36 protein-coding genes are annotated in these 20,068 nt (G+C 58.5%); 1 reads left to right on the forward strand and 35 read right to left on the reverse strand.

Annotated features, from left to right (window positions below; genetic code table 11):
* Positions 1-8: 8 nt before the first annotated feature.
* The 22 genes from rpsM to BM151_RS10920 all read right to left on the reverse strand — a co-directional run bounded on the left by rpsM (position 9) and on the right by BM151_RS10920 (position 11,123).
* Positions 9-377 carry a 30S ribosomal protein S13 gene (gene rpsM / locus BM151_RS10825; RefSeq protein ID WP_090060709.1) on the reverse strand — a complete coding sequence of 123 codons (369 nt, stop codon included), beginning with the start codon at positions 375-377 and terminating at the stop codon, positions 9-11.
* A 203-nt stretch (positions 378-580) separates the two neighbouring features.
* On the reverse strand, positions 581-1,156 hold the full coding sequence (locus BM151_RS10830; RefSeq protein WP_090060710.1) for an adenylate kinase: 576 nt from the start codon (positions 1,154-1,156) through the stop codon (positions 581-583).
* Complete coding sequence (secY, locus tag BM151_RS10835) at positions 1,153-2,511, reverse strand: preprotein translocase subunit SecY (protein ID WP_177213100.1); 1,359 nt, start codon at positions 2,509-2,511, stop codon at positions 1,153-1,155. The genes BM151_RS10830 and secY overlap by 4 nt, the downstream gene beginning before the upstream one ends.
* 103 nt (positions 2,512-2,614) lie before the next feature.
* Positions 2,615-3,091, reverse strand: a complete 477-nt coding sequence (gene rplO, locus BM151_RS10840; RefSeq protein ID WP_090060712.1) for a 50S ribosomal protein L15 — start codon at positions 3,089-3,091, stop codon at positions 2,615-2,617.
* 249 nt (positions 3,092-3,340) lie between these two features.
* On the reverse strand, positions 3,341-3,490 hold the full coding sequence (locus tag BM151_RS21635) for a hypothetical protein (RefSeq protein WP_177213101.1): 150 nt from the start codon (positions 3,488-3,490) through the stop codon (positions 3,341-3,343).
* Positions 3,491-3,532: 42 nt separating this feature from the next.
* On the reverse strand, positions 3,533-3,751 hold the full coding sequence (locus BM151_RS10845) for a DUF1127 domain-containing protein (protein WP_090060713.1): 219 nt from the start codon (positions 3,749-3,751) through the stop codon (positions 3,533-3,535).
* Positions 3,752-3,914: 163 nt separating this feature from the next.
* Positions 3,915-4,037: a hypothetical protein gene (locus BM151_RS21955; protein WP_281245302.1), complete on the reverse strand. Its 123-nt coding sequence runs from the start codon at positions 4,035-4,037 to the stop codon at positions 3,915-3,917.
* A gap of 184 nt (positions 4,038-4,221) precedes the next feature.
* Complete coding sequence (locus tag BM151_RS10850; protein ID WP_143093084.1) at positions 4,222-4,995, reverse strand: anti-sigma factor family protein; 774 nt, start codon at positions 4,993-4,995, stop codon at positions 4,222-4,224.
* Complete coding sequence (locus BM151_RS10855) at positions 4,992-5,501, reverse strand: RNA polymerase sigma factor (RefSeq protein ID WP_090060715.1); 510 nt, start codon at positions 5,499-5,501, stop codon at positions 4,992-4,994. Before BM151_RS10855 ends, BM151_RS10850 begins: the two co-directional genes overlap by 4 nt.
* 77 nt (positions 5,502-5,578) lie before the next feature.
* Positions 5,579-5,959 carry a COG4315 family predicted lipoprotein gene (locus BM151_RS10860; protein ID WP_090060716.1) on the reverse strand — a complete coding sequence of 127 codons (381 nt, stop codon included), beginning with the start codon at positions 5,957-5,959 and terminating at the stop codon, positions 5,579-5,581.
* 177 nt (positions 5,960-6,136) lie between these two features.
* On the reverse strand, positions 6,137-6,325 hold the full coding sequence (gene rpmD / locus BM151_RS10865; protein ID WP_066707085.1) for a 50S ribosomal protein L30: 189 nt from the start codon (positions 6,323-6,325) through the stop codon (positions 6,137-6,139).
* 12 nt (positions 6,326-6,337) lie between these two features.
* The gene (rpsE, locus tag BM151_RS10870) at positions 6,338-6,898 is read right to left on the reverse strand and encodes a 30S ribosomal protein S5 (protein ID WP_090060717.1); all 561 of its coding nucleotides are present in this window, start codon (positions 6,896-6,898) and stop codon (positions 6,338-6,340) included.
* Positions 6,899-7,032: 134 nt separating this feature from the next.
* Entirely contained in the window at positions 7,033-7,392 is a 360-nt protein-coding gene (gene rplR, locus BM151_RS10875; RefSeq protein ID WP_090060718.1) for a 50S ribosomal protein L18, read from the reverse strand.
* Positions 7,393-7,403: 11 nt separating this feature from the next.
* Positions 7,404-7,937 carry a 50S ribosomal protein L6 gene (rplF, locus tag BM151_RS10880; protein ID WP_090060719.1) on the reverse strand — a complete coding sequence of 178 codons (534 nt, stop codon included), beginning with the start codon at positions 7,935-7,937 and terminating at the stop codon, positions 7,404-7,406.
* 12 nt (positions 7,938-7,949) lie between these two features.
* The gene (gene rpsH / locus BM151_RS10885; RefSeq protein ID WP_090060720.1) at positions 7,950-8,342 is read right to left on the reverse strand and encodes a 30S ribosomal protein S8; all 393 of its coding nucleotides are present in this window, start codon (positions 8,340-8,342) and stop codon (positions 7,950-7,952) included.
* A 13-nt stretch (positions 8,343-8,355) separates the two neighbouring features.
* The gene (gene rpsN / locus BM151_RS10890) at positions 8,356-8,661 is read right to left on the reverse strand and encodes a 30S ribosomal protein S14 (RefSeq protein ID WP_043868457.1); all 306 of its coding nucleotides are present in this window, start codon (positions 8,659-8,661) and stop codon (positions 8,356-8,358) included.
* 22 nt (positions 8,662-8,683) lie between these two features.
* Positions 8,684-9,247: a 50S ribosomal protein L5 gene (gene rplE, locus BM151_RS10895; protein WP_090060721.1), complete on the reverse strand. Its 564-nt coding sequence runs from the start codon at positions 9,245-9,247 to the stop codon at positions 8,684-8,686.
* A complete protein-coding gene (rplX, locus tag BM151_RS10900; RefSeq protein WP_090060722.1) occupies positions 9,247-9,552 on the reverse strand; it encodes a 50S ribosomal protein L24 in 306 nt (101 codons plus the stop codon). Before rplX ends, rplE begins: the two co-directional genes overlap by 1 nt.
* Positions 9,552-9,920, reverse strand: coding sequence for a 50S ribosomal protein L14 (gene rplN / locus BM151_RS10905; protein ID WP_090060723.1), 369 nt, complete (start codon positions 9,918-9,920; stop codon positions 9,552-9,554). The genes rplX and rplN overlap by 1 nt, the downstream gene beginning before the upstream one ends.
* Before the next feature lie 87 nt (positions 9,921-10,007).
* A complete protein-coding gene (gene rpsQ, locus BM151_RS10910) occupies positions 10,008-10,235 on the reverse strand; it encodes a 30S ribosomal protein S17 (protein ID WP_066608601.1) in 228 nt (75 codons plus the stop codon).
* A 14-nt stretch (positions 10,236-10,249) separates the two neighbouring features.
* Positions 10,250-10,447, reverse strand: coding sequence for a 50S ribosomal protein L29 (gene rpmC / locus BM151_RS10915; protein ID WP_009574014.1), 198 nt, complete (start codon positions 10,445-10,447; stop codon positions 10,250-10,252).
* A 178-nt stretch (positions 10,448-10,625) separates the two neighbouring features.
* On the reverse strand, positions 10,626-11,123 hold the full coding sequence (locus BM151_RS10920) for a hypothetical protein (protein ID WP_090060724.1): 498 nt from the start codon (positions 11,121-11,123) through the stop codon (positions 10,626-10,628).
* Between the two features lie 160 nt (positions 11,124-11,283).
* On the opposite strand from BM151_RS10920, the gene BM151_RS10925 reads away from it, so the two are divergent.
* A complete protein-coding gene (locus tag BM151_RS10925) occupies positions 11,284-11,907 on the forward strand; it encodes a TIGR02466 family protein (protein WP_090060725.1) in 624 nt (207 codons plus the stop codon).
* Between the two features lie 80 nt (positions 11,908-11,987).
* Here the strand turns inward: BM151_RS10925 and BM151_RS10930 are convergent, their stop codons facing one another.
* The 13 genes from BM151_RS10930 to BM151_RS10985 form a co-directional block, all read right to left on the reverse strand.
* Positions 11,988-12,752: an ion transporter gene (locus tag BM151_RS10930; RefSeq protein ID WP_090060726.1), complete on the reverse strand. Its 765-nt coding sequence runs from the start codon at positions 12,750-12,752 to the stop codon at positions 11,988-11,990.
* Between the two features lie 66 nt (positions 12,753-12,818).
* Positions 12,819-13,352 (reverse strand): hypothetical protein, encoded by a 534-nt coding sequence (locus tag BM151_RS10935; RefSeq protein ID WP_090060727.1) that lies wholly within the window; start codon positions 13,350-13,352, stop codon positions 12,819-12,821.
* Positions 13,353-13,530: 178 nt separating this feature from the next.
* Positions 13,531-13,944 carry a 50S ribosomal protein L16 gene (gene rplP / locus BM151_RS10940; protein WP_090060728.1) on the reverse strand — a complete coding sequence of 138 codons (414 nt, stop codon included), beginning with the start codon at positions 13,942-13,944 and terminating at the stop codon, positions 13,531-13,533.
* Between the two features lie 14 nt (positions 13,945-13,958).
* Positions 13,959-14,669 carry a 30S ribosomal protein S3 gene (rpsC, locus tag BM151_RS10945; RefSeq protein WP_090060729.1) on the reverse strand — a complete coding sequence of 237 codons (711 nt, stop codon included), beginning with the start codon at positions 14,667-14,669 and terminating at the stop codon, positions 13,959-13,961.
* Positions 14,669-15,049, reverse strand: coding sequence for a 50S ribosomal protein L22 (rplV, locus tag BM151_RS10950; protein WP_009574009.1), 381 nt, complete (start codon positions 15,047-15,049; stop codon positions 14,669-14,671). Before rplV ends, rpsC begins: the two co-directional genes overlap by 1 nt.
* A 3-nt stretch (positions 15,050-15,052) precedes the next feature.
* The gene (gene rpsS / locus BM151_RS10955) at positions 15,053-15,331 is read right to left on the reverse strand and encodes a 30S ribosomal protein S19 (protein ID WP_090060730.1); all 279 of its coding nucleotides are present in this window, start codon (positions 15,329-15,331) and stop codon (positions 15,053-15,055) included.
* 3 nt (positions 15,332-15,334) lie between these two features.
* Positions 15,335-16,174, reverse strand: a complete 840-nt coding sequence (gene rplB, locus BM151_RS10960) for a 50S ribosomal protein L2 (protein WP_090060731.1) — start codon at positions 16,172-16,174, stop codon at positions 15,335-15,337.
* Between the two features lie 253 nt (positions 16,175-16,427).
* The gene (locus BM151_RS21450) at positions 16,428-17,039 is read right to left on the reverse strand and encodes a hypothetical protein (RefSeq protein ID WP_177213102.1); all 612 of its coding nucleotides are present in this window, start codon (positions 17,037-17,039) and stop codon (positions 16,428-16,430) included.
* Between the two features lie 284 nt (positions 17,040-17,323).
* Positions 17,324-17,620 carry a 50S ribosomal protein L23 gene (locus BM151_RS10965; RefSeq protein WP_090060732.1) on the reverse strand — a complete coding sequence of 99 codons (297 nt, stop codon included), beginning with the start codon at positions 17,618-17,620 and terminating at the stop codon, positions 17,324-17,326.
* Positions 17,617-18,213, reverse strand: a complete 597-nt coding sequence (gene rplD / locus BM151_RS10970; protein ID WP_090060733.1) for a 50S ribosomal protein L4 — start codon at positions 18,211-18,213, stop codon at positions 17,617-17,619. The genes BM151_RS10965 and rplD overlap by 4 nt, the downstream gene beginning before the upstream one ends.
* Positions 18,210-18,938 carry a 50S ribosomal protein L3 gene (rplC, locus tag BM151_RS10975; protein ID WP_177213107.1) on the reverse strand — a complete coding sequence of 243 codons (729 nt, stop codon included), beginning with the start codon at positions 18,936-18,938 and terminating at the stop codon, positions 18,210-18,212. Before rplC ends, rplD begins: the two co-directional genes overlap by 4 nt.
* A 16-nt stretch (positions 18,939-18,954) precedes the next feature.
* Complete coding sequence (gene rpsJ, locus BM151_RS10980) at positions 18,955-19,263, reverse strand: 30S ribosomal protein S10 (protein ID WP_066607445.1); 309 nt, start codon at positions 19,261-19,263, stop codon at positions 18,955-18,957.
* 541 nt (positions 19,264-19,804) lie between these two features.
* On the reverse strand, positions 19,805-20,068 hold a 264-nt coding region (locus BM151_RS10985; protein WP_483862376.1), incomplete at its 5' end, for an elongation factor Tu.

The following is a 20,068-nucleotide window of genomic DNA, read 5'->3' on the forward strand; positions in this document are numbered from 1 at the left end:
TTCTCCCCTTACTTCTTCTTACCAGCGATGGCCTTTGCCGGGCCTTTGCGGGTGCGAGCGTTGGTGTGGGTGCGCTGACCGCGAACCGGAAGGTTCCGACGGTGACGCAGGCCGCGGTAGCAGCCGAGGTCCATGAGACGCTTGATGTTCATCTGCACTTCACGACGAAGGTCACCTTCGACGGTGTAGTTGGCGTCGATGTGCTCGCGGATGGCGAGAACTTCGGCGTCGGAGAGCTCGTTCACACGACGGGTCAGGTCGATGCCAACGGCTTCACAGATGGCGACGGCAGAGGTGTTACCAATACCGGTGATATAGGTGAGCGCGATCGGAACGCGCTTCGCGGTCGGGATGTTTACGCCGGCGATACGTGCCACGTTATTTTCCTTTCGTTGCGGTTCCGTAGTCCCGGAACCTTTTTTCACAACGGAGGCTCGCGGGACAAAGCCGGCGAGCCACAGCTGAATTCAGGTGATGATTGCGTCGGGAGCGACCCGGAACGAATCTATATTCCCCGAGGGGATGGTGTGCCATAGAGGCGAATCGCCGGAGGGTCAAGGCCTTCCGGCGACAGAATGTCTTATGCCAGCGCTTTCGCGATATCGGCCGCAACCTGGTCCATGCTCTGCAGCCCGTCGACGGTCTTCAGATCTCCCCGGGCATAGTAATAGCCGATCAGCGGAGAGGTCTTCTTGTAATATTCCATCAGACGGATCTTGAGGCTTTCCTCATTGTCGTCGGCGCGCACCGGCTGACCTGCCGCAGCGGCCTCTTTCGCCCGGTTGACGATCCGACCAACGAGGGTCTCGTCATCCACTTCGAGCTGGACCACCGCTTCGAGCTGGGCACCGTTGCGGGACAGCAGCTCATTGAGCGCATCGGCCTGAGCCAGAGTCCGCGGGAAACCGTCAAAGATGAACCCCGCCGCATTGCCGGACTTGATCTTCTCATCGATGAGACCGATCACGATCTCGTCGGTGACGAGTTGACCCGCATCCATGATGGCTGCGACTTTCTTGCCCATCTCGGTGCCGGAGCTGCGGGCTTCGCGCAGCATGTCACCGGTCGAAAGCTGCACCATACCCCGCTCCTCGACGAGGCGTTGTGCTTGAGTTCCCTTGCCCGCGCCCGGCGGTCCAAGCAGAATAATGTTCATTTTCTTGCTGTCCCTCTTTTGCTGCGCTTCCTCCCACGCAGCTGAGATTTCTCGATCAGCCCCTCATATTGGTGTGCCAACAGGTGAGACTGGATTTGTTGAATCGTATCCATCGTCACCGATACCACAATCAGCACGGACGTGCCGCCAAAATAGAAGGGGATGGCGAACTGGCTCCGCAGGATCTCCGGCAACAGACAAACGGCTGCGAGATAGGCGGAACCGACCACGAGGATGCGGGCCACGATATAATCGAGGTGCTCCTCGGTCTTCTTCCCCGGGCGGATGCCGGGGATGAACCCGTTCTGGTTCTTCAGATTCTTCGCCACGTCCTCCGATTTGAAGGCGACGTTGGCGGTGTAGAAATAGGCGAAGAAGACGATCATCGCCGTAAAGAACAGAAGGTAAAGCGGTTGACCCGGGCCGAAATAGGCGAGGATCGTGGACATCACCGGACCGACATCCTGCTGACCGGAGAAGGTCGCGATCGTGGTCGGCAGAAGCAAGAGCGACGAGGCGAAGATCGCCGGGATCACACCTGCCGGGTTGACCTTGATCGGCAGATGGCTGGACTGCGCATCATAGATCTTCATGCCCTGCTGACGGCGGGGGTACTGGATATGCACCTTGCGCAAGGCGCGTTCCATGAACACCACAAACGCGATCACGGCGACAACCATGACAATCACGGCCAACGTCACGACCGGCGAGATCGCGCCCGAACGACCGGAGGCAAAGAACTGTGCCAGCGCCCCGGGGATCTCGGCCACGATGCCGACGAAGATGATCAGGGAGATACCGTTGCCGATGCCGCGCTGGGTGATCTGTTCACCGAGCCACATCAGGAACATGGTGCCGCCCACAAGCGTGATCACCACGCCGGCGCGGAAATACCAGCCCGGATCATGGGCCAGGTTGCCGGCCTCGAGCGAAGCGGCGAGACCATAGGCCTGGAACAGCGCCAGAGCGACCGTGCCGAAACGGGTGTATTGGTTGATCTTCTTGCGGCCCGCTTCGCCCTCTTTCTTGAGGTTCTCGAGCGAGGGCACCATCGAGGTCAGCAGCTGAACGATAATGGAGGCCGAAATATAAGGCATGATGCCCAGGGCAAAGATCCCCATCCGCCCGAGCGCGCCGCCGGTGAACATCGACAGGATGCCGCCGATGCCGGATGCGGCCTGGTCCATGAAGTCCTTGAGCGCGCCGCCGTCGATCCCCGGCACCGGAATATAGGTGCCCAGACGGTAGACGATCAGAAGACCGACGGTGAAAAGAATACGCTGACGAAGCTCTTTGGCTTTCCCGAGGGTGCCCCAGTCGAGGTTCGCCGCCATTTGTTCTGCTGCGGATGCCATATGGTCTCTCTATTCACGACAGCGCCGCCCGACCGGCTTTCCGGAGGGCGGCGCTTGGAAAACTCAAACTTGATGTAAGGGGTGAGCCCCCTCGTCACAAGCCTTATTCGGCTGCCGCGTCGGCTTTGACCGCCACGGTGAGCGACCCGCCGGCTTTTTCGACAGCTTCAACAGCCGATTTGGAGGCGCCGGTCACGGTGATCACCGCTTTCGACTTGATCTCACCTTTGGCCAGAACGCGGACACCGTCGAGCTTGCGACGCACCAGACCGGAGGCCACCAGGGTGTCTTCGGTCACGTTGGCGGCGTCGAGCTTGCCGGCTTCGATGAATTTCTCGATCAGGCCGAGGTTCACGACAGCGTATTTCTTGGCGTTGGGCTTGTTGAAGCCACGCTTCGGAAGACGCTGGTAGAGCGGCATCTGGCCGCCCTCGTAGCCATTGATGGCCACGCCGGAACGGGATTTCTGACCTTTGATACCACGGCCACCCATTTTACCTTTGCCGGAGCCGGGGCCACGGCCAACGCGGGTGCGGGCTTTGGTTGCGCCAGGATTGTCGCGCAGTTCATGCAATTTCATGTCGCTTCTCCTTGCCGGATGTGCCCTCCAGCGACGGAGCGGGCAAACGCGGCTTACATATGTTGATTCTCATGGACCGAAGAGTCCACCGGGGGCGTATAGACGCTTGGCCGCGGCGGATCAAGCCTTTGATCCTCTGGCTCTGCGCCCGTCACATCAAGCCGGTTCACATCAATGACAACACCCCGCGGTCTTCCGCGAGGTGCTTGATCTCTCAGTCGGGTCCTGACGCTCGGACGATCGCCGGGTTCAGTCGCGCGTGGCGCGCAAATATTCGGTCCAGCAGGGCACCGGCTCGAGGCTGCGGAGCGCGTTGAACGCCCGCATCATCCTATTTGCCAGGGCCGCGAAAGGACGCGGAAAGCCGATGCTATTTGGGAAGGAAGCGGCGCGTGCCATGGTCGGATCCTTTGTGTCGCTGTCTATCGCTGTGCAGATCGCTCAGATCCGCGCGGCGCTTTCGCGGGCGATGTCGAGAATGTCGGAGCGACCGACACCGATATCGGCCAGTTCGTGATCCGAAAGCGCATCGAGCTGGTTGTAGGTCTGCGTGAAGGCACGCTGACGCGCAAAGCTCAGGCGGATGCCGTCGAGCGTGTTGCGCACGGCAGCGATCAGGCCGGAGCCGGCACTGCGGGAAATATCGGAATAGTGAGCCATTGTTCTTGTCCTTACTTATGGGGCCAGATGCCCCGTCTGTTTTATGTCTCTCTTGGAGTAAGGCTCATGTAGAGGGGGGTGTTTGCGATGACATCCCCCTGTTTTTGCGACTCCGCTATGCACAAAACGCATGCAGTTTTAAAACTGATTACTTTTTGAGCATTTACTTTGGGTGGTGATGGCTTGCATCCCATTGCCGCATCTGCGGGCTGGACAAATCGAAAGCGGGAATGCTGGTCATGAAGTTTTCAAGCATGACCAACAGAGCATTTACGAGCGTGTTCATGTCTGGGCTCCTCTTCGGATTCCGGGTCGCACCGGGCGGGTTTGCCCGGCAGAGAGCGGAGATGAGGAAATCCTGCGCTTCAAATCTTAACGAGGGACCAAGCAAAACGGGCGACTTCGGGGCGCATCGCGCCAATTGTCACGATGCAAAGCACCACGACATGCGCGACCCCGGCCCCGGGATCTCAGAACAGCTCACCCTGCACCTGACGCGCCAACCCGGTCATTTTCGTCTTGTCGAAAGGACCGACCAGCGCATAGAGCCAGGCACCGTCCTGCCAGTAGACCATCGACAATGCGTCTTTCTCGCCATGGCGCAAAGCGGTGTTCTGACGATCCACCACCGGGGTGAGATAAAGCGTCACCCGCGTCCCCTCCCCGTCCTCATACATGAATTGCGCCGCCGCCCCCTGTTCAAAGGGCAAAAGCCGCCCGCCCACGAGCGACAGGCCGTTTTGGTTCAGATCCGGAATCCTTACCTCGGCGCCAAGCCGATTGCTGAGCCAGCCTTTGAGATGATCGCGTTCACTCGCCGGCACTTCGACCGGGTGCACCACCTCGACAGCATAGAGCTCATGCGCCGCCGAAGCCTCGGCCAGTACATCGCCGGCGAGATCCGTCGGGGCAGAGCCGCGCGTCAGATTGCCGGCCCCGAAGCCCAGAGCCAGCAGAGCCAGACCTGCCGCAATCTGTTGCCATCCCCAACCCGCGCGCGCGGGCGTCTGCGATATGGCAGCGGCCTCGACCGCTGCCTCAGCCGCCTCCAAAATCGTATCGAAATGCCCGGCGGGCGGGGTTGGAAACGCAGCCTTGAGCGCGGCCATATCCGTCATCACTTGAGCCACGCGGGTGGCAAGCGTCTCGTCCTCTTCCATTCGGCGCTCGAAGGCCAGCGCCTCCTCTCGGGTCATCTCCCCGTCAACGTAACGATGAATGTCGATATCCATAGTGTCGCTCATGTCACGCTCCTTAACCGCACCGGCTTTCCGCCCCCCGGTTCCTGTCTCAACGCCGCACGGGCGCGCGAAATCCGCGACATCACCGTGCCGATCGGAATGCCGAGCACCTCGGCGGCTTCTGCATAGCTCACCCCATCGATCACCACGAGCAACAATACGTCGCGCTGCTCAGATGGCAGGGCGTCGACCCGGCGCAGCAATTCTGCGGCCTCGAGCCCCTGTTCCGCCGAGGGCAAGGCATGCGGCGTCAGGTCCGCCTCGTCATAGGCGACATGGATATGGCGCGCCGCGGCATGGCGCAACGCATTGCGATGAATGTTCAAGGCCATCTTGGCAAGCCAGGGCCGGAGCGGGCGCTCCGCTTGCCACAGATGTTTCTTGCGCAGGGCGCGTTCGGCACAATCCTGAACCAGATCGTCGGCCCGGCTGCGATCGCGCGTCAGCGCAAAGGCGTAACGCCAAAGCGACGGCAGGGCCTCTTGCAATTCCTCTCGAAACCGGGTCATCCGAACCTCTTTGAAAACGGCGGAGAGAGCATCCCCTCCCCGCCAACGCATGATCGTATCAGGAGTAGTGATGCGGCTTACGGGCGGGCCGTATGCCAGACATCCTTGACGCCGTCGCCGGTCATGTCACCGGGTTTCTCATCCTTGACCCAAAGATAGAGCGGCTGACCTTTGTAGGCGACCTGCTCGGTGCCATCCTTGCGGGAGATCACCGAATAGCCAGAGGGCAGTTTCATCCCGGCTTCGCCGAACACCGGCGGCCAGAGCCCGGCACATTCGTCATAGCAATTGGACACGCCCTTTTCGTCCTTGTCGAAGGTGTAGAGCGTCATGTGCGTGTCGGCGGACATGAGGTAGGTCTCATCGCCGAGCTTGCCGGTCACGACAGGCGCATCGGCGGCAAAGGCAGTGGTGGCGAAAGTGGCCAGCGCAGCCGCGAGGGGAAGGGTCTTGAGCATATCTGATCTCCAAAAACTGTCGTCTGCTCCGCTGCAGACATGAGAGATACAGCGCGAGAGGCGGTTTTATTCCCGGAGCATGGAACTTTTTTGAATACCCAAGAAAAGAAAACGCCCCGCTGTTTCCAACGGGGCGCTTAAGATCATTCACAAGCGGCACAGAGGCCGGGACTGGGCTCAGCCGCGCTCTTCGACGATTTCGACGAGGTGCGGGATCGAGGCGACCATGCCACGGATGGAGGGGGTATCCTCCAGCTCGCGGGTCTTGTGCATCTTGTTGAGGCCGAGGCCAACGAGCGTCTGACGCTGTTTGGCCGGGCGGCGGATCGGGGAACCGATTTGTTTCACAACGATGGTTTTAGCCATTTGTCAGTCTCCTTACGCGTCTGCAGCTTCGGCAGCCGGCTCATCCTTTTTCAGGATTTCGGCGACTTTCTTGCCACGGCGCTGAGCCACGGAACGCGGGGAAGCCTCTTTCTTGAGACCGTCGAGCGTGGCGCGGATCATGTTGTACGGGTTCTGGGAGCCGATGGATTTGGCAACCACGTCCTGCACGCCGAGCATTTCGAACACGGCACGCATCGGACCACCGGCGATGATCCCGGTACCGGTCGGTGCGGTGCGCATGACGACTTTACCGGCGCCGTGACGACCTTCGACGTCGTGGTGCAGGGTGCGGCCCTCTTTGAGAGCAACGCGGATCATCTGACGCTTGGCTTGCTCGGTGGCTTTGCGAATGGCCTCGGGGACCTCTTTCGCTTTGCCTTTGCCGAAGCCGACGCGGCCTTTTTGGTCGCCCACAACCACGAGAGCAGCAAAGCCGAAACGCTTACCACCTTTCACGGTTTTGGACACGCGGTTGATCGCAACCAGACGATCGGCGAATTCCGGAGCTTCGTCGCGCTCGCGACGGTCCCGGCGGTTTTCACGTTCTGCCATAGAACTTTCCTTACAAAAGGTGGCGCGTGGTCCCATTTGCAGGGCGCGCCGTTGAACTCGATCCTTGGTGCGGATCGCCTTAACGGCGACCTGCCCGGATCATCGGGGGGGCGTTACCGCCCCCCTCAAGTCGATTAGAACTTCAGACCACCTTCACGCGCGGCGTCGGCCAGAGCCTTCACCTTGCCGTGGAAGAGGAAGCCACCACGGTCGAAGTAGCACTCTTCGACGCCGGCTTTCTTCGCGCGCTCTGCAATCGCCGCACCAACTTTGGAAGCGGCTTCGACGTTGTTCTTGCCGACCACGCCGAGATCTTTCTCGAGGGTGGAAGCGGCGGCCAGGGTTTTGCCCTGAACGTCGTCGATCAGCTGAGCGCTGATGTTCTTGTTCGAACGATGGATCGACAGGCGAAGCTTGCCGACATTGTTCTTGCGAAGTTTGTTCCGAACGCGCAGGCGGCGTTTCAGAAACAGGGTCCGTTTGCTGTTTGCCATGATGAGCGTCCTTACTTCTTCTTGCCTTCCTTGCGGAAGATATACTCGTCTTTGTATTTGATGCCTTTGCCTTTGTAGGGCTCGGGCTTGCGCCATTCGCGGATATTGGCCGCGACCTGGCCGACGAGTTGCGGGTCAGTGCCCTCGACGGTGATCTCGGTCGGTTTCGCAGCCGTCACAGTGACGCCGGCGGGAACCTCGAAGTTCACCTCGTGGGAGTAGCCCAGGTTGAGTTTGAGCACGTTGCCCTGCATCTGAGCACGATAACCAACACCGTTGATCTCGAGCTCTTTCTTGAAGCCGTCGGTCACACCGGTCACCATGTTGGCGACCATGGTGCGGGACATGCCCCACTGCTGGCGAGCGCGCTTGGATTTGCCACGCGGGGTGACGGTGACGGCGTTGTCTTCGACAGCGAGCGTCACATCGTCGGTGGCGGTGAAGGAGTGAGCGCCTTTCGGGCCTTTCACTTCGATGGTCTGGCCGGACACAGAGGCGGTGACGCCGCTGGGAAGTTCGACCGGTCTTTTACCAATACGAGACATCGAATGACCTCCTTAGAAGACGGTGCAGAGCACTTCGCCACCAACGTTGTTGGCACGAGCGCTTGCGTCCGACATCACACCTTTGGGGGTGGAGACAATCGACACGCCGAGGCCCTGACGGACCGACGGGATGTCCTTGACACCGAGGTAGACGCGGCGACCGGGTTTGGAAACCCGTTTCAGTTCGCGAATGACCGGGGTGCCTTCGAAGTATTTCAGGCTGATTTCAAGGGTCGGGTGACCGTTGACGTCGGTGCCTTTTTCATAACCGCGGATATAGCCCTCGTCGAGCAGCACATCCAGGACCCAGGCCCGCAGCTTGGACGCCGGGGTGGAGACGGTGGATTTGCCACGCAGTTGAGAGTTGCGGATACGGGTGAGCATATCGCCGATAGGATCGTTCATATCTCTGCCCTCCTTACCAGCTGGATTTCACGAGGCCGGGGATCTGGCCGAACGAGCCGAGTTCCCGCAGCATGATACGGGAGACCTTCAGCTTACGGTAGTAAGCGTGCGGACGACCGGTCAGCTGACAACGGTTGTGAAGACGGGTGGCCGAGCTGTTGCGCGGCAGTTCAGCAAGCTTCAGGGAAGCGCGGAAACGCTCTTCCATCGGCTTGTCTTGATCGTAGATGACCTCTTTGAGAGCAGCGCGTTTGGCAGCGTATTGTGCCACCAGCTTCTCGCGCTTGCGCTCACGGGCGATCATGGATTTCTTAGCCATGTTCTCTTAACTCCTCGCGCGATCAGCTGTTGAAGGGCATGTTGAAAGCTTTCAACAGGCTCTTGGCTTCAGCGTCGGTTTTCGCCGTGGTGGCGATGACAATGTCCATACCCCAGACTTCGTCGACTTTGTCGAAGTTGATCTCGGGGAACACGATGTGCTCTTTGATGCCCATGGCATAGTTGCCACGGCCGTCGAAAGATTTGCCGGGAACGCCGCGGAAGTCGCGGATACGCGGCATGGCGATCGTGATCAGACGGTCGAGGAATTCATACATACGGTCGCCACGAAGGGTCACCTTCGCACCGAGCGGCATGTCTTCACGAACGCGGAAACCAGCGATGGATTTCTTGGCTTTCGTGACGAGCGCCTTTTGACCGGCGATGGCGGTGAGATCTTCCTGAGCGGATTTCGCTTTTTTGGAGTCACGCACAGCTTCAGCACCGCAACCGATGTTGAGAACGATTTTGTCCAGACGCGGGATCTGCATGTCGTTTTTGTAGCCGAACTCTTCTTTCAGAGCGGCACGAATGCTGTCCTTGTAGGTCGTCTTCAGACGCGGGGTGTAATCAGCAGTGTCGAGCATCAGATCACGTCTCCCGTGGTTTTGGCGAAACGCACTTTCTTGTCGCCTTCGAATTTGAAGCCGACGCGGGTGGCTTTGCCGTTTGCATCGAGAAGCGCCAGGTTCGACAGGTCGATCGGCATGGCAACCGGCTTGCGGCCGCCCTGATCGCCCTGAGTGGCACGGGTGTGACGGATGGCAATGTTGATGCCTTCCACGATGGCTTTGCCTTTGGCGGGCATCACGGCGGAAATCTCGCCCTGTTTGCCTTTGTCCTTGCCGGCAAGCACGACGACCTTGTCGCCTTTGCGAAGTTTAGCAGCCATTACAGCACCTCCGGAGCGAGAGACACGATTTTCATCATGCCTTTTGCACGCAGCTCACGAACAACCGGGCCAAAGATACGGGTACCGACCGGCTCGTTGTTGTTGTTGAGGATAACGGCGGCGTTGCGATCGAAACGGATCGCGGTGCCGTCTTCACGACGGACTTCCTTGGCGGTGCGAACGACGACGGCTTTACGCACGTCCCCTTTTTTCACACGGCCACGCGGAATCGCTTCCTTGACCGACACCACGATGATGTCGCCCACGGAGGCGTAACGACGGTGGGAACCGCCGAGGACCTTGATGCACTGAACACGGCGAGCGCCGCTGTTGTCAGCAACATCCAGATTGGTCTGCATCTGGATCATTTGGTTTCTCCCGACCTTTGGGGCGATCTGCAGTGATCGTGACCCCCAGGGTTTCGATTAAGCTGGGAGGAGGCTTGTCTGATCAGATCAGACGAGCACTTCCCAACGCTTGGTTTTCGACTTCGGCGCACATTCCACGATGCGGACGGTATCACCGACGTTGAATTGGTTGTTCTCATCGTGAGCCCGGTATTTCTTGGACTTACGGATGGTCTTTTTCAGAACCGGGTGTTTGAAGCGACGCTCCACGGACACGGTCACGGTCTGTTCGTTCTGGTTCGAGGTCACGACCCCGGAAAGAATACGTTTGGGCATAGGTCTCGCTCCTCTTACTCAGCCGACGCGGCTTTTTCGTTCAGAATGGTCTTCACAAGCGCGGCCGAACGGCGCGCCTTGCGGATCTGAGCGGTGTTTTCGAGCTGACCCGTGGCCTGCTGAAAGCGCAGGTTGAAGGATTCTTTTTTCAGATTGGCGAGCTCGGTCTTGAGCTCATCCGGCGTTTTCGCACGCAATTCCTGGGCGTTCATATTCGCCTCTCCTTGGTTCCTGTTAGCACCGGCAAGCGCCCTATAAGGGGTGACTTGAAACCCGGTGGGTTATGTCAAAGCACAAAGACTCCCTCGAAAGGGAATCTGTGAGATGCCGCTCTATAAGGGAGTCGCAGGAGCAGGGCAAGGGAAAGTTGGGGATTTCCCGGTCATTCCTTCACCCCACCTTCGCCAGATAGCGATCCAACCGGTTCGGGATGTCGCGCAGGTCATAGGCGATGCGCTGGTGGACCTGTTTTTCCGTCTCGAAATATTCGTCGGTGGTCTCCTGATCCATGTCGCCGATCCCGACCATGGCCTCATAGATCTCGAGAAACGCGCTGATCTCTTGTGCCACGCTCTCGAGCCCCAGCACCTTGAGCGCGGGAAGTGCGCGACGCACCTCATCCTCTCCCATATTGCCGATGCCACCATCGAGCCCGCCGGCGGTGAGATAGAGATGCAGCGATTGCGCGTCGAAACAGAGCTGTTCGGCCTCGGTGCGCTCCGCGGGATCTTTCTCCCAGGCCTGGCGATAGAGCTGTTCGTGCCGCGGCTGACGGCTTTTGCGTTGGCGCAGAAAAAACAGCAGTGCGACGAGCACCAGCACGAAGCCCAAGGCGCCCACAACGATCGGTGCGACGGGGATCAGGGGGAATGGCAAACCGGAAGTCATGAGCTACGCCTCTCTTTGGTCCCCTCCTCTATCATGCGACAAAACCGCTTTGCATCCGGCAATCTGCGTTTTTAGTGGAGGTGGGGCGCCAGCTGCGGTAATCCCGCATCAATGGCGCCCTTGCCAGAACCGGACCCACAGCCCCGAACCGGAGACCATCATGGCCGATATCGAATCCCTCTTCGTCACCCGTCTCTACAAAGCCAAGCTCGGCGAATTCTCGCCCGAGATCGATCAGGACGAGCTGTTCGACAGTTGCTATGCCATCGCCGAGGACGACGAGGCCGGGCAGCAATGGTGCGAGGACAAGGGCTATCCGGGCTATACCTCCTATGCCTCGCTGACCGACCTGCCCTGGCGCTTCCCGATCTTCAAGGACATCGTCGAGGCGCTCGACCAGCACGTCGCCAAGTTTGCCGAGGATCTGGAATTCGATCTCGGCGACCGCAAACTGGTGCTTGAAGATCTTTGGATCAACATCCTGCCGGAGGGCGGTTACCACTCCGCCCATATTCATCCGCATTCGGTGATCTCCGGCACCACCTATGTCGCCATGCCCGACGGCGCCTCCTCGCTTAGGCTCGAAGACCCGCGCCACGCCATGATGATGGCCACGCCTGCGCGCAAGAAAGACGCCCGCCGCGAGATGCAGAATTTCATCTACATGGCCCCGGAAGCGGGCGACATCATGCTCTGGGAAAGCTGGCTCCGCCATGAGGTGATGATGAACCAGAGCGAGTTCGACCGAGTGTCGGTGAGCTTCAACTACAAATGGGGTGAGTAACGGTTCGCGCATCTGTGTGACACACGCTCCCCGAGAGCGTTTGAGTTACGACGGGGCGGCATCCCGGACAGACGAGTAACTCAGCGCCGCTCAAGCGCCCGTTCGATCCGTTCCAAACGGCCGAGTACGTCGTCGCGGTAGCTGTCCGTGGCGGCGTGTTCCTCCTCGACATGCGCGTCCTGCATGGTCGAGACGATCAGACCGACGACGAGGTTCATCACCGCGAAGGCCGTGATCAGGATGAAGGGCACGAAGAAGAGCCAGCTTTGGGGATGGACTTCCATCACCGGGCGCACGATCCCCATCGACCAGCTCTCCAGCGTCATGACCTGAAACAACGTGTAGAGCGAATTCCCAAGCGTGCCGAACCATTCCGGGAAGGACGGGCCGTAGAGCTTCGTCGCGATCACCGAGCCGATGTAAAAAATGATCCCCGTCAGCAGGAACACCGAGGCCATGCCCGGCAGCGCGAGGATAAAGGCCTCGACGACGCGGCGCAGGCTCGGCACCACCGAAACCACCCGCAACAGCCGCAAGATTCGCAGGGCGCGAAGCACCGAGAGCCCCTCGCCCACCGGCGAGAGCGAAATGCCCACGATGGCGAAATCAAAAAGGTTCCAACCGTCACGGAAGAACCGCGGCCCCTGCGCGTAGATTTTCGCGACAAGCTCGAGAACGAAAATGCTCAGACAGATCATGTCGAGCACTTCGATCAGCCAACCCACCCGCGCCATGATCCGGCCCGAAGTCTCGAACCCCAGGATCACGGCGTTGAACAGGATCACAGCCATGATGAAGTGGCGGGTGATGGGGCGGTCGAGAAGGTGGGAAATCTGTGCGCGCATCTTTGTCTCTGTGGGGTCAGTTGAGGCTAGATATGCGTGGAGCACAGCCTCGGTTCAAGGGCGCATTCACTGTTCGCTTACCTTAGAAAGATCGCCTCTCAGGATCGGCCAGGTGATCCGGGTGTTCTCGTGATCTAATGCGCGCTCTATCACAGGTAAAGTTTCAGACTCTTGCTCGGCAACTGCCACCAGATATCGCAAAACTGTGGCTTGGGTCTCGCTTAACACCGGTCCGGCATCGCGAGACCAATGCAGCATGAATCCTCTAAGCACATCATCAAACAGGCCTTCTGCACTCTCGTAGTCGCCATTCTTAACCAGCATCCTTGCATAATCTATTTTGAGCAGATTGGACTTTATGTAGGCACGATGCCCCTTGCCGGGCGCGTATGGTTGAAGCTCTTTGCTCAGCTCTATCGCTTTTCGGCAAGACTCCGATCGTTCATTAAAACTATGTTGAACGTCGTGGCACAGCTCATATGCATGCTGATACCGCTTATTTTTGTACGACATATTCCAGAAGAACGCTGCCACGCCAATAATCGCGATACCTGCGAAAATATTTGGCAATATACGCTCCAGCTTATCAAAATCAGTCATACAGCCATGCCAATAAAATGCGTTCAAAGAGTGTCGATAGAATACCGCCTTCCGTCACAAACAAAACCCCCGCCGATTTCTCGGCGGGGGTCTCTATTCTCAACCAGGGCATGTTCTCATCGTTTCTACGAAACGACTGCCACATGCTGTTGACCCTTCGCTTACGCGAAGCGCAACCTCACCAGTCTTCTTTTGCAACCGTACGGGTTTTGATCGGCAGTTTCATCGCGGCAAGGCGCAGGGCCTCACGGGCGACTTCTTCCGACACGCCGTCCAGTTCGAACATCACGCGGCCCGGTTTGACTTTGCAGACCCAACGGTCGACAGAGCCTTTACCTTTACCCATCCGCACCTCGACCGGCTTCGCGGTCACCGGGGTGTCCGGGAAGATACGGATCCAGACACGGCCCTGACGCTTCATGTGACGCGTCATGGCACGACGGGCAGCTTCGATCTGACGCGCGGTGATACGCTCGGGCTCGACGGCTTTCAGGCCGAAGGTGCCGAAGTTCAGATCGGAACCGCCTTTTGCCAGACCGTGGATACGGCCTTTGTGCATTTTGCGGAATTTTGTACGCTTAGGCTGAAGCATTGATCAGACCCTCCTTAGCGACGGCCGCCGCGGTCACCGCGAGGTGCCGGACCGGCTTGGGCTTCTTCGGCGCGACGGTCACGAGCCTGCGGGTCGTGTTCCATGATCTCGCCTTTGAAGATCCAGGTTTTGATGCCGATGATGCCATAGGCAGTCGACGCTTCAGCGTGGGCGTAATCGATGTCAGCCCGCAGGGTGTGAAGCGGCACACGGCCTTCGCGGTACCATTCGGTACGGGCGATTTCAGCACCGCCGAGACGGCCAGCGACGTTCACCTTGATGCCGAGGGCACCCATGCGCATGGCGTTCTGCACGGCACGTTTCATGGCACGACGGAAGGACACACGACGCTCGAGCTGCTGAGCGATGGACTCGGCCACCAGCTGCGCGTCCAGCTCCGGCTTGCGCACTTCAACGATGTTGAGGTGCAGCTCGCTGTCGGTCATCGCGGCGACTTTCTTGCGCAGGGTTTCGATGTCTGCGCCTTTCTTGCCGATGATGACACCCGGACGGGCGGTGTGGATCGTGACGCGGCACTTCTTGTGCGGACGCTCGATGATCACACGGCTGATGCCGGCTTGCTTGCATTCTTCCTTGACGAACTCACGGATTTTCAGGTCTTCGAGAAGAAGATCACCGTAATCCTTGCTGTCAGCGTACCAACGGCTATCCCAGGTGCGGTTGACCTGGAGACGCATGCCAATCGGGTTTACCTTATGACCCATTAGTTTTGCTCCTCAACTTGACGCACCTTGATGGTGATTTCCGCGAACGGCTTCATGATCTTGCCAAACCGACCACGGGCACGCGGACGACCGCGTTTCATGGTGAGGTTCTTGCCAACCCATGCTTCGGCGACGATGAGTTCATCGACGTCGAGGTTGTGGTTGTTCTCGGCGTTGGCGATCGCAGACTGAAGGCATTTCTTCACGTCGGCAGCGATACGCTTGTTGGAGAAAGTCAGGTCGGTGAGAGCCTTGTCGACTTTCTTGCCGCGGATCATCTGAGCCACGAGGTTCAGTTTTTGCGGGGAAACGCGAAGCATTTTGGTTTTCGCCATTGCTTCGTTGTCAGCCACGCGACGGGGATTTGCTACCTTACCCATGACTTACTTCCGTTTCGCTTTTTTGTCGGCGGCGTGACCGTAATAGGTCCGGGTCGGTGCATATTCACCGAACTTCTGACCGATCATGTCTTCCGAGACGTTGACGGGGATGTGCTTCTGGCCGTTGTACACACCAAAGGTGAGACCAACGAACTGAGGCAGGATGGTGGAACGGCGGGACCAGATCTTGATGACCTCGTTGCGACCGCTCTCGCGAGCTTTCTCGGCCTTCTTGAGGACGTATGCGTCCACAAACGGGCCTTTCCAGACAGAACGTGCCATATCTTAGCGACCCTTCTTCTTGGCGTGACGCGAACGAATAATGAGCTTGTCCGTGCCTTTGTTTTTACGCGTTTTCGCGCCTTTGGTCGGCTTGCCCCACGGGGTCACCGGGTGACGACCACCAGAGGTCCGGCCTTCACCACCACCATGCGGGTGATCGATCGGGTTCATGACAACACCGCGGACGGACGGACGAATGCCTTTGTGGCGGTTACGACCGGCTTTACCGAAGTTCTGGTTGGAGTTGTCGGGGTTCGACACGGCGCCGACGGTGCACATGCATTCCTGACGGACGAGACGCAGCTCGCCGGAGGAAAGACGGATCTGTGCGTAGGAGCCATCACGACCAACGAACTGAGCGTAGGTGCCTGCAGCGCGGGCGATCTGGCCGCCTTTGCCGGGCTTCAGCTCGACGTTGTGCACGATGGTACCGATCGGCAGACCGGAGAACGGCATGGCGTTGCCGGGCTTCACGTCAGCTTTGGCGGAGGCGATGACCTTGTCACCGACGGCCAGACGCTGCGGAGCCAGGATGTAAGCCTGTTCGCCGTCTTCGTATTTGATGAGCGCGATGAACGCGGTGCGGTTCGGGTCATATTCGATCCGTTCCACGGTCGCTGCGACGTCAAACTTGTTCCGTTTGAAGTCGACGATGCGATAGAGACGCTTTGCACCGCCGCCTTTGCGGCGCATGGTGATCCGTCCGGTGTTGTTCCGGCCGCCGTTCTTCGTCAGACCCTCGGTGAGGGATTTGACGGGGCGACCTTTCCAAAGCTCCGAACGGTCGATCAGAACCAGCCCACGCTGGCCAGGCGTCGTCGGTTTATACGACTTGAGTGCCATAGTTTCTGTCTTCCGTTTTGCTTTGGGTCCTAGATGCAGCGCGCCAGATGGCACATGTGCTGCGACCCGTTTTCGTCTAAGGCCGGGGGCTCTGTGACCTTCGTCGTGACCCTCGTCCCACACAAATCACGGGCCCCAAGAACGAATCCGGGGCCGTGAGATGGGCGGGGTATAGTGGGTGTTGGGGGAGGAGTCTATAGCGGAGTGGAAATAATCCACTATGGGTGGGAGATGAACGCGAACGCCTGCCAATCTAAACTTCAAAATCAGACTTCACACCCGGTATTCCACCAAACATACGTGAGAGCTTTCTGCGCAACCAATTCGGAGTTGGCAGATTTTCCTCGACCAGCTCCATTTTCTGTAGAAAGTCCCACCAGTCCCTAGGTAGATCAAAGAGACTGTTTAACATGGAGGGAGCATTTGTTTGCCCCTTTGTAACCAGAACAAATCCTGCGGGACCGCATTCATCACCATCGTCCCATTTCAAAGAAAGGCTTCCCCCGTCCCAACCACTGTCACGATGCGCTCCATGCTTTGCGGTGTTTGCTACAACCGAACACATTGCCTGCAGTGGGATCATATTAGCGAGTACACGGTCGAAATACTTACGGCGGTCTTGTTTTTCCTTTTGGGGATAGCCACTGACAAAGCTATTCCGAGCCCAAGTCTCAAGTGACCACGCGGCTATGCAGGCATTCAAAGCGGCGTATACTAGTGGCTGTCCTTCATCCGGGTAGCTTCTCTGGATATCGGAAAAGACTTCCATGTCCCAGTACATCTTCTCCCACATAGTTCGAACATCCCCAATTAGCACAGTATGCCGTGTTGGCGGATGATCCGAAGTCTGGGTTCGTTTGCTCATTTAAATTCTTCACCGAATCATTCTCGAACAGAGGAGAAGCGCGAGCGCCTGCCCGTGGGGTGGCGCATCATCTTCTGATCGGCGCACTTTATCCCAGCCAAGTTACTCCATGATAGGAGCGTTGCACGAGAATAGCAAAAGCGCCAGCCCTCTGGGACGGGCAGGCGCTCGCGCGGCGGCTACGCCTTGATTCCGCGCGGTTGCGTACCGTAGACGGCTCTAGACAAAAAAAGCCCCCCGGCTCTCACCGAGGGGCTTCTTCATTTCTACCTGATCTCTAAAACTTAGAGACCGGTGGTCACGTCGATGGCGTTGCCGTCTTCGAGGGTGACATAGGCTTTCTTGACGTCTTTACGCTTGCCCGGCTGACCGCGGAACCGCTTGGTCTTACCTTTGGTGACAACCGTGTTGACCGCTTTCACCTTCACACCAAAAAGCTCTTCAACAGCTTTTTTGATCTGCGGTTTGTTGGAGTCGATGGCGACTTCGAACACCACAGCACCAGCCTCGGAAGCCATGGTGGCTTTCTCGGTGATGATCGGTTTGCGGATCACGTCGTAGAGTTCAGCTTTGTTGGTCATTTCAGGCGAGCCTCCAGAGCTTCGACACCTGCTTTGGTGATCACGAGCGTGTCACGTTTCAGGATGTCATAGACGTTGGCGCCAATGGTCGGCAGCACGTCGACGCCAGCGAGGTTCGCAGCCGCAGCTTTGAAATTCGCATCAACGTCGGCACCGTCGATCACCAGAACGCGCTTCCAGCCCTGTTCCTTAACCGCTTTGGCGAGCAGAGCGGTTTTGGCTTCGGCGAGTTTCGCGTCTTCGATAATCACCAGATTACCGGAGGCGGCTTTTGCCGAAAGAGCGTGGCGCAGGCCGAGCTTGCGGAATTTCTTCGTCAGCTCGTGACCGTGCGACCGCGGGGTCGGGCCTTTGTAGATACCACCTTTACGGAAGATCGGTGCCTTGCGGGAACCGTGGCGTGCGCCGCCGGTGCCTTTCTGGCGATAGATCTTCTTGGTGGAGTAGGACACTTCCGAACGGGTCTTCACCTTGTGGGTGCCGGCCTGCGCATTGTTGCGCTGCCAACGAACCACGCGGTGCAGGATGTCCGCACGCGGCTCAAGACCGAACAGAGCTTCGTCCAGGTCGAGTTTGATCACGTTGAAAGTCATGCTTCACCTCCTTCAGCCGGAGCTTCTGCGGCGGGAGCCTCAGCAGCGGCAGCGGATTTCAGAGCAGCCGGAAGCGGGAGATCGGCCGGAGCCGCCTTTTTCACAGCGTCTTTGATGGTGACCCAGCCGCCTTTGGAGCCAGGAACGGCGCCTTTGACCATGATCAGGCCACGGTCGGCGTCGGTCTTGACGACCTGGAGGTTCTGGGTGGTGACACGGGCAGCACCCATGTGACCGGCCATCTTCTTGCCCTTGAACACACGGCCCGGGTCTTGACACTGACCGGTGGAACCGTGGGAACGGTGGGAGATGGACACACCGTGCGTGGCGCGAAGACCACCGAAGTTGTGACGCTTCATCGCACCGGCGAAACCTTTACCGATCGAGGTGCCGGAGATGTCGACATACTGACCTTCGAGATAGTGGTCGGCGGAGATTTCCGCGCCCACTTCGATCAGCTTGTCTTCATCCACGCGGAACTCGGCCACTTTGCGCTTCGGCGCAACGTTTGCGGCGGCGAAATGGCCGCGCATGGCTTTCGAGGTGCGTTTTGCTTTTGCGGAACCAGCACCGAGCTGAACGGCGGTGTAGCCGTCTTTCTCGTTGGTGCGCTGAGCCACGACTTGCAGATTGTCGAGCTGGAGAACGGTGACAGGGATCTGTTTGCCGTCTTCCATGAAGAGGCGGGTCATGCCGACCTTCTTCGCGATGATACCAGAGCGCAACATGTTCATTGCCCCCTTAGACTTTGATCTCGACATCCACACCAGCGGCGAGGTCGAGCTTCATCAGCGCGTCCACGGTCTGGGGGGTCGGGTCGACGATGTCGAGAAGACGCTTGTGCGTACGGATCTCGAACTGGTCGCGGGATTTCTTGTCGATGTGAGGACCACGGAGAACCGTGAACTTCTCAATCTTGTTCGGCAGCGGGATCGGGCCACGGACCTGAGCGCCAGTGCGCTTTGCCGTGTTGACGATTTCCTGGGTCGACGCATCGAGGACGCGGAAATCGAATGCCTTGAGCCGAATACGGATGTTCTGGCTTTGCATTGCATTGCCTTTCATAGGCTATTGAGGTTGAGAGGAAGATACCCGCGCATCGGGCACCCTCATCGAACCTTATGGGTCGGGCACTGGAGACCAGCGAATCCCTCTCCATGCGTTCTCGATGAAGAGAACTCGCGCGATATAGAGGGGGATGGGCTTTATGGCAAGGGGTTTGTCTATGTGTTCACAATGAAACGCGCTCTTTCTGAGAGCTCGTCATAGGTCACGATTTCTAACCTTCTTTGTTCCTGCCGAAAAAGCTCAAGGGAGGCCTTCTGCTGGCCTCGGGCTTTTCATTGCCTTTGCTTGGCAAAGTCAACTGTCACCCGACGCTTGCAACCTCACTCTGCAGATGCCGCCATTGCGATCATCCGATCCCAAACAAAAAGGGCGCTCCACGGAGCGCCCTTTTCTATTCTCAAATCAGCGAGAGATCACTCGATGATTTTGGAGACATGTTTGTCTGTGCGTCTCGGGATCATCGCTTTCAACGCAAAAGAGGCGCCCGCAGGCGCCTCTTTCGTTTGAATATTCGCGAAGCGAATTACTCGATGATTTTGGACACAACGCCCGAACCGACGGTGCGGCCGCCTTCGCGGATGGCGAAGCGCAGACCTTCTTCCATCGCGATCGGTGCGATCAGCTCGGCCGACAGTTTCAGGTTGTCGCCCGGCATCACCATCTCCGTGCCTTCCGGCAGAATGCAGGTGCCGGTGACGTCGGTGGTGCGGAAGTAGAACTGCGGACGGTAGTTCGCGAAGAACGGCGTGTGACGGCCACCTTCTTCTTTGGTGAGGATGTAGACCTC

The organism is Celeribacter neptunius (assembly GCF_900113955.1).
Taxonomy (GTDB): Bacteria; Pseudomonadota; Alphaproteobacteria; order Rhodobacterales; family Rhodobacteraceae; genus Celeribacter; species Celeribacter neptunius.

What these genes read in the sequence shown, in the direction of transcription:
- secY (WP_177213100.1), bottom strand. Translation starts at nt 2,511, where the DNA reads ATGGCATCCGCAGCAGAACAAATGGCGGCGAACCTCGACTGGGGCACC.
- rplE (WP_090060721.1), bottom strand. Translation starts at nt 9,247, where the DNA reads ATGCTCGACACTGCTGATTACACCCCGCGTCTGAAGACGACCTACAAG.
- rplR (WP_090060718.1), bottom strand. Translation starts at nt 7,392, where the DNA reads ATGGCAAACAGCAAACGGACCCTGTTTCTGAAACGCCGCCTGCGCGTT.
- BM151_RS10965 (WP_090060732.1), bottom strand. Translation starts at nt 17,620, where the DNA reads ATGACCAACAAAGCTGAACTCTACGACGTGATCCGCAAACCGATCATC.
- BM151_RS21450 (WP_177213102.1), bottom strand. Translation starts at nt 17,039, where the DNA reads ATGAGCAAACGAACCCAGACTTCGGATCATCCGCCAACACGGCATACT.
- BM151_RS10855 (WP_090060715.1), bottom strand. Translation starts at nt 5,501, where the DNA reads ATGACCCGGTTTCGAGAGGAATTGCAAGAGGCCCTGCCGTCGCTTTGG.
- rpsC (WP_090060729.1), bottom strand. Translation starts at nt 14,669, where the DNA reads ATGGGTCATAAGGTAAACCCGATTGGCATGCGTCTCCAGGTCAACCGC.
- rpsE (WP_090060717.1), bottom strand. Translation starts at nt 6,898, where the DNA reads ATGGCAGAACGTGAAAACCGCCGGGACCGTCGCGAGCGCGACGAAGCT.
- rpsQ (WP_066608601.1), bottom strand. Translation starts at nt 10,235, where the DNA reads ATGCCCAAACGTATTCTTTCCGGGGTCGTGACCTCGAACCAGAACGAA.
- BM151_RS10845 (WP_090060713.1), bottom strand. Translation starts at nt 3,751, where the DNA reads ATGGCTCACTATTCCGATATTTCCCGCAGTGCCGGCTCCGGCCTGATC.
- rplN (WP_090060723.1), bottom strand. Translation starts at nt 9,920, where the DNA reads ATGATCCAGATGCAGACCAATCTGGATGTTGCTGACAACAGCGGCGCT.
- rpmD (WP_066707085.1), bottom strand. Translation starts at nt 6,325, where the DNA reads ATGGCTAAAACCATCGTTGTGAAACAAATCGGTTCCCCGATCCGCCGC.
- rplX (WP_090060722.1), bottom strand. Translation starts at nt 9,552, where the DNA reads ATGGCTGCTAAACTTCGCAAAGGCGACAAGGTCGTCGTGCTTGCCGGC.
- BM151_RS21955 (WP_281245302.1), bottom strand. Translation starts at nt 4,037, where the DNA reads ATGAACACGCTCGTAAATGCTCTGTTGGTCATGCTTGAAAACTTCATG.
- BM151_RS10930 (WP_090060726.1), bottom strand. Translation starts at nt 12,752, where the DNA reads ATGCGCGCACAGATTTCCCACCTTCTCGACCGCCCCATCACCCGCCAC.
- BM151_RS10860 (WP_090060716.1), bottom strand. Translation starts at nt 5,959, where the DNA reads ATGCTCAAGACCCTTCCCCTCGCGGCTGCGCTGGCCACTTTCGCCACC.
- BM151_RS10925 (WP_090060725.1), top strand. Translation starts at nt 11,284, where the DNA reads ATGGCCGATATCGAATCCCTCTTCGTCACCCGTCTCTACAAAGCCAAG.
- rplO (WP_090060712.1), bottom strand. Translation starts at nt 3,091, where the DNA reads ATGAAATTGCATGAACTGCGCGACAATCCTGGCGCAACCAAAGCCCGC.
- rplV (WP_009574009.1), bottom strand. Translation starts at nt 15,049, where the DNA reads ATGGGTAAGGTAGCAAATCCCCGTCGCGTGGCTGACAACGAAGCAATG.
- rpsH (WP_090060720.1), bottom strand. Translation starts at nt 8,342, where the DNA reads ATGAACGATCCTATCGGCGATATGCTCACCCGTATCCGCAACTCTCAA.
- rplP (WP_090060728.1), bottom strand. Translation starts at nt 13,944, where the DNA reads ATGCTTCAGCCTAAGCGTACAAAATTCCGCAAAATGCACAAAGGCCGT.
- BM151_RS10935 (WP_090060727.1), bottom strand. Translation starts at nt 13,352, where the DNA reads ATGACTGATTTTGATAAGCTGGAGCGTATATTGCCAAATATTTTCGCA.
- rpsJ (WP_066607445.1), bottom strand. Translation starts at nt 19,263, where the DNA reads ATGCAAAGCCAGAACATCCGTATTCGGCTCAAGGCATTCGATTTCCGC.
- rplD (WP_090060733.1), bottom strand. Translation starts at nt 18,213, where the DNA reads ATGACTTTCAACGTGATCAAACTCGACCTGGACGAAGCTCTGTTCGGT.
- BM151_RS10920 (WP_090060724.1), bottom strand. Translation starts at nt 11,123, where the DNA reads ATGACTTCCGGTTTGCCATTCCCCCTGATCCCCGTCGCACCGATCGTT.
- rplB (WP_090060731.1), bottom strand. Translation starts at nt 16,174, where the DNA reads ATGGCACTCAAGTCGTATAAACCGACGACGCCTGGCCAGCGTGGGCTG.
- rpsN (WP_043868457.1), bottom strand. Translation starts at nt 8,661, where the DNA reads ATGGCTAAGAAATCCATGATCGCCCGTGAGCGCAAGCGCGAGAAGCTG.
- rpmC (WP_009574014.1), bottom strand. Translation starts at nt 10,447, where the DNA reads ATGAACGCCCAGGAATTGCGTGCGAAAACGCCGGATGAGCTCAAGACC.
- BM151_RS10850 (WP_143093084.1), bottom strand. Translation starts at nt 4,995, where the DNA reads ATGAGCGACACTATGGATATCGACATTCATCGTTACGTTGACGGGGAG.
- BM151_RS21635 (WP_177213101.1), bottom strand. Translation starts at nt 3,490, where the DNA reads ATGGCACGCGCCGCTTCCTTCCCAAATAGCATCGGCTTTCCGCGTCCT.
- rpsS (WP_090060730.1), bottom strand. Translation starts at nt 15,331, where the DNA reads ATGGCACGTTCTGTCTGGAAAGGCCCGTTTGTGGACGCATACGTCCTC.
- BM151_RS10830 (WP_090060710.1), bottom strand. Translation starts at nt 1,156, where the DNA reads ATGAACATTATTCTGCTTGGACCGCCGGGCGCGGGCAAGGGAACTCAA.
- rplF (WP_090060719.1), bottom strand. Translation starts at nt 7,937, where the DNA reads ATGTCTCGTATTGGTAAAAGACCGGTCGAACTTCCCAGCGGCGTCACC.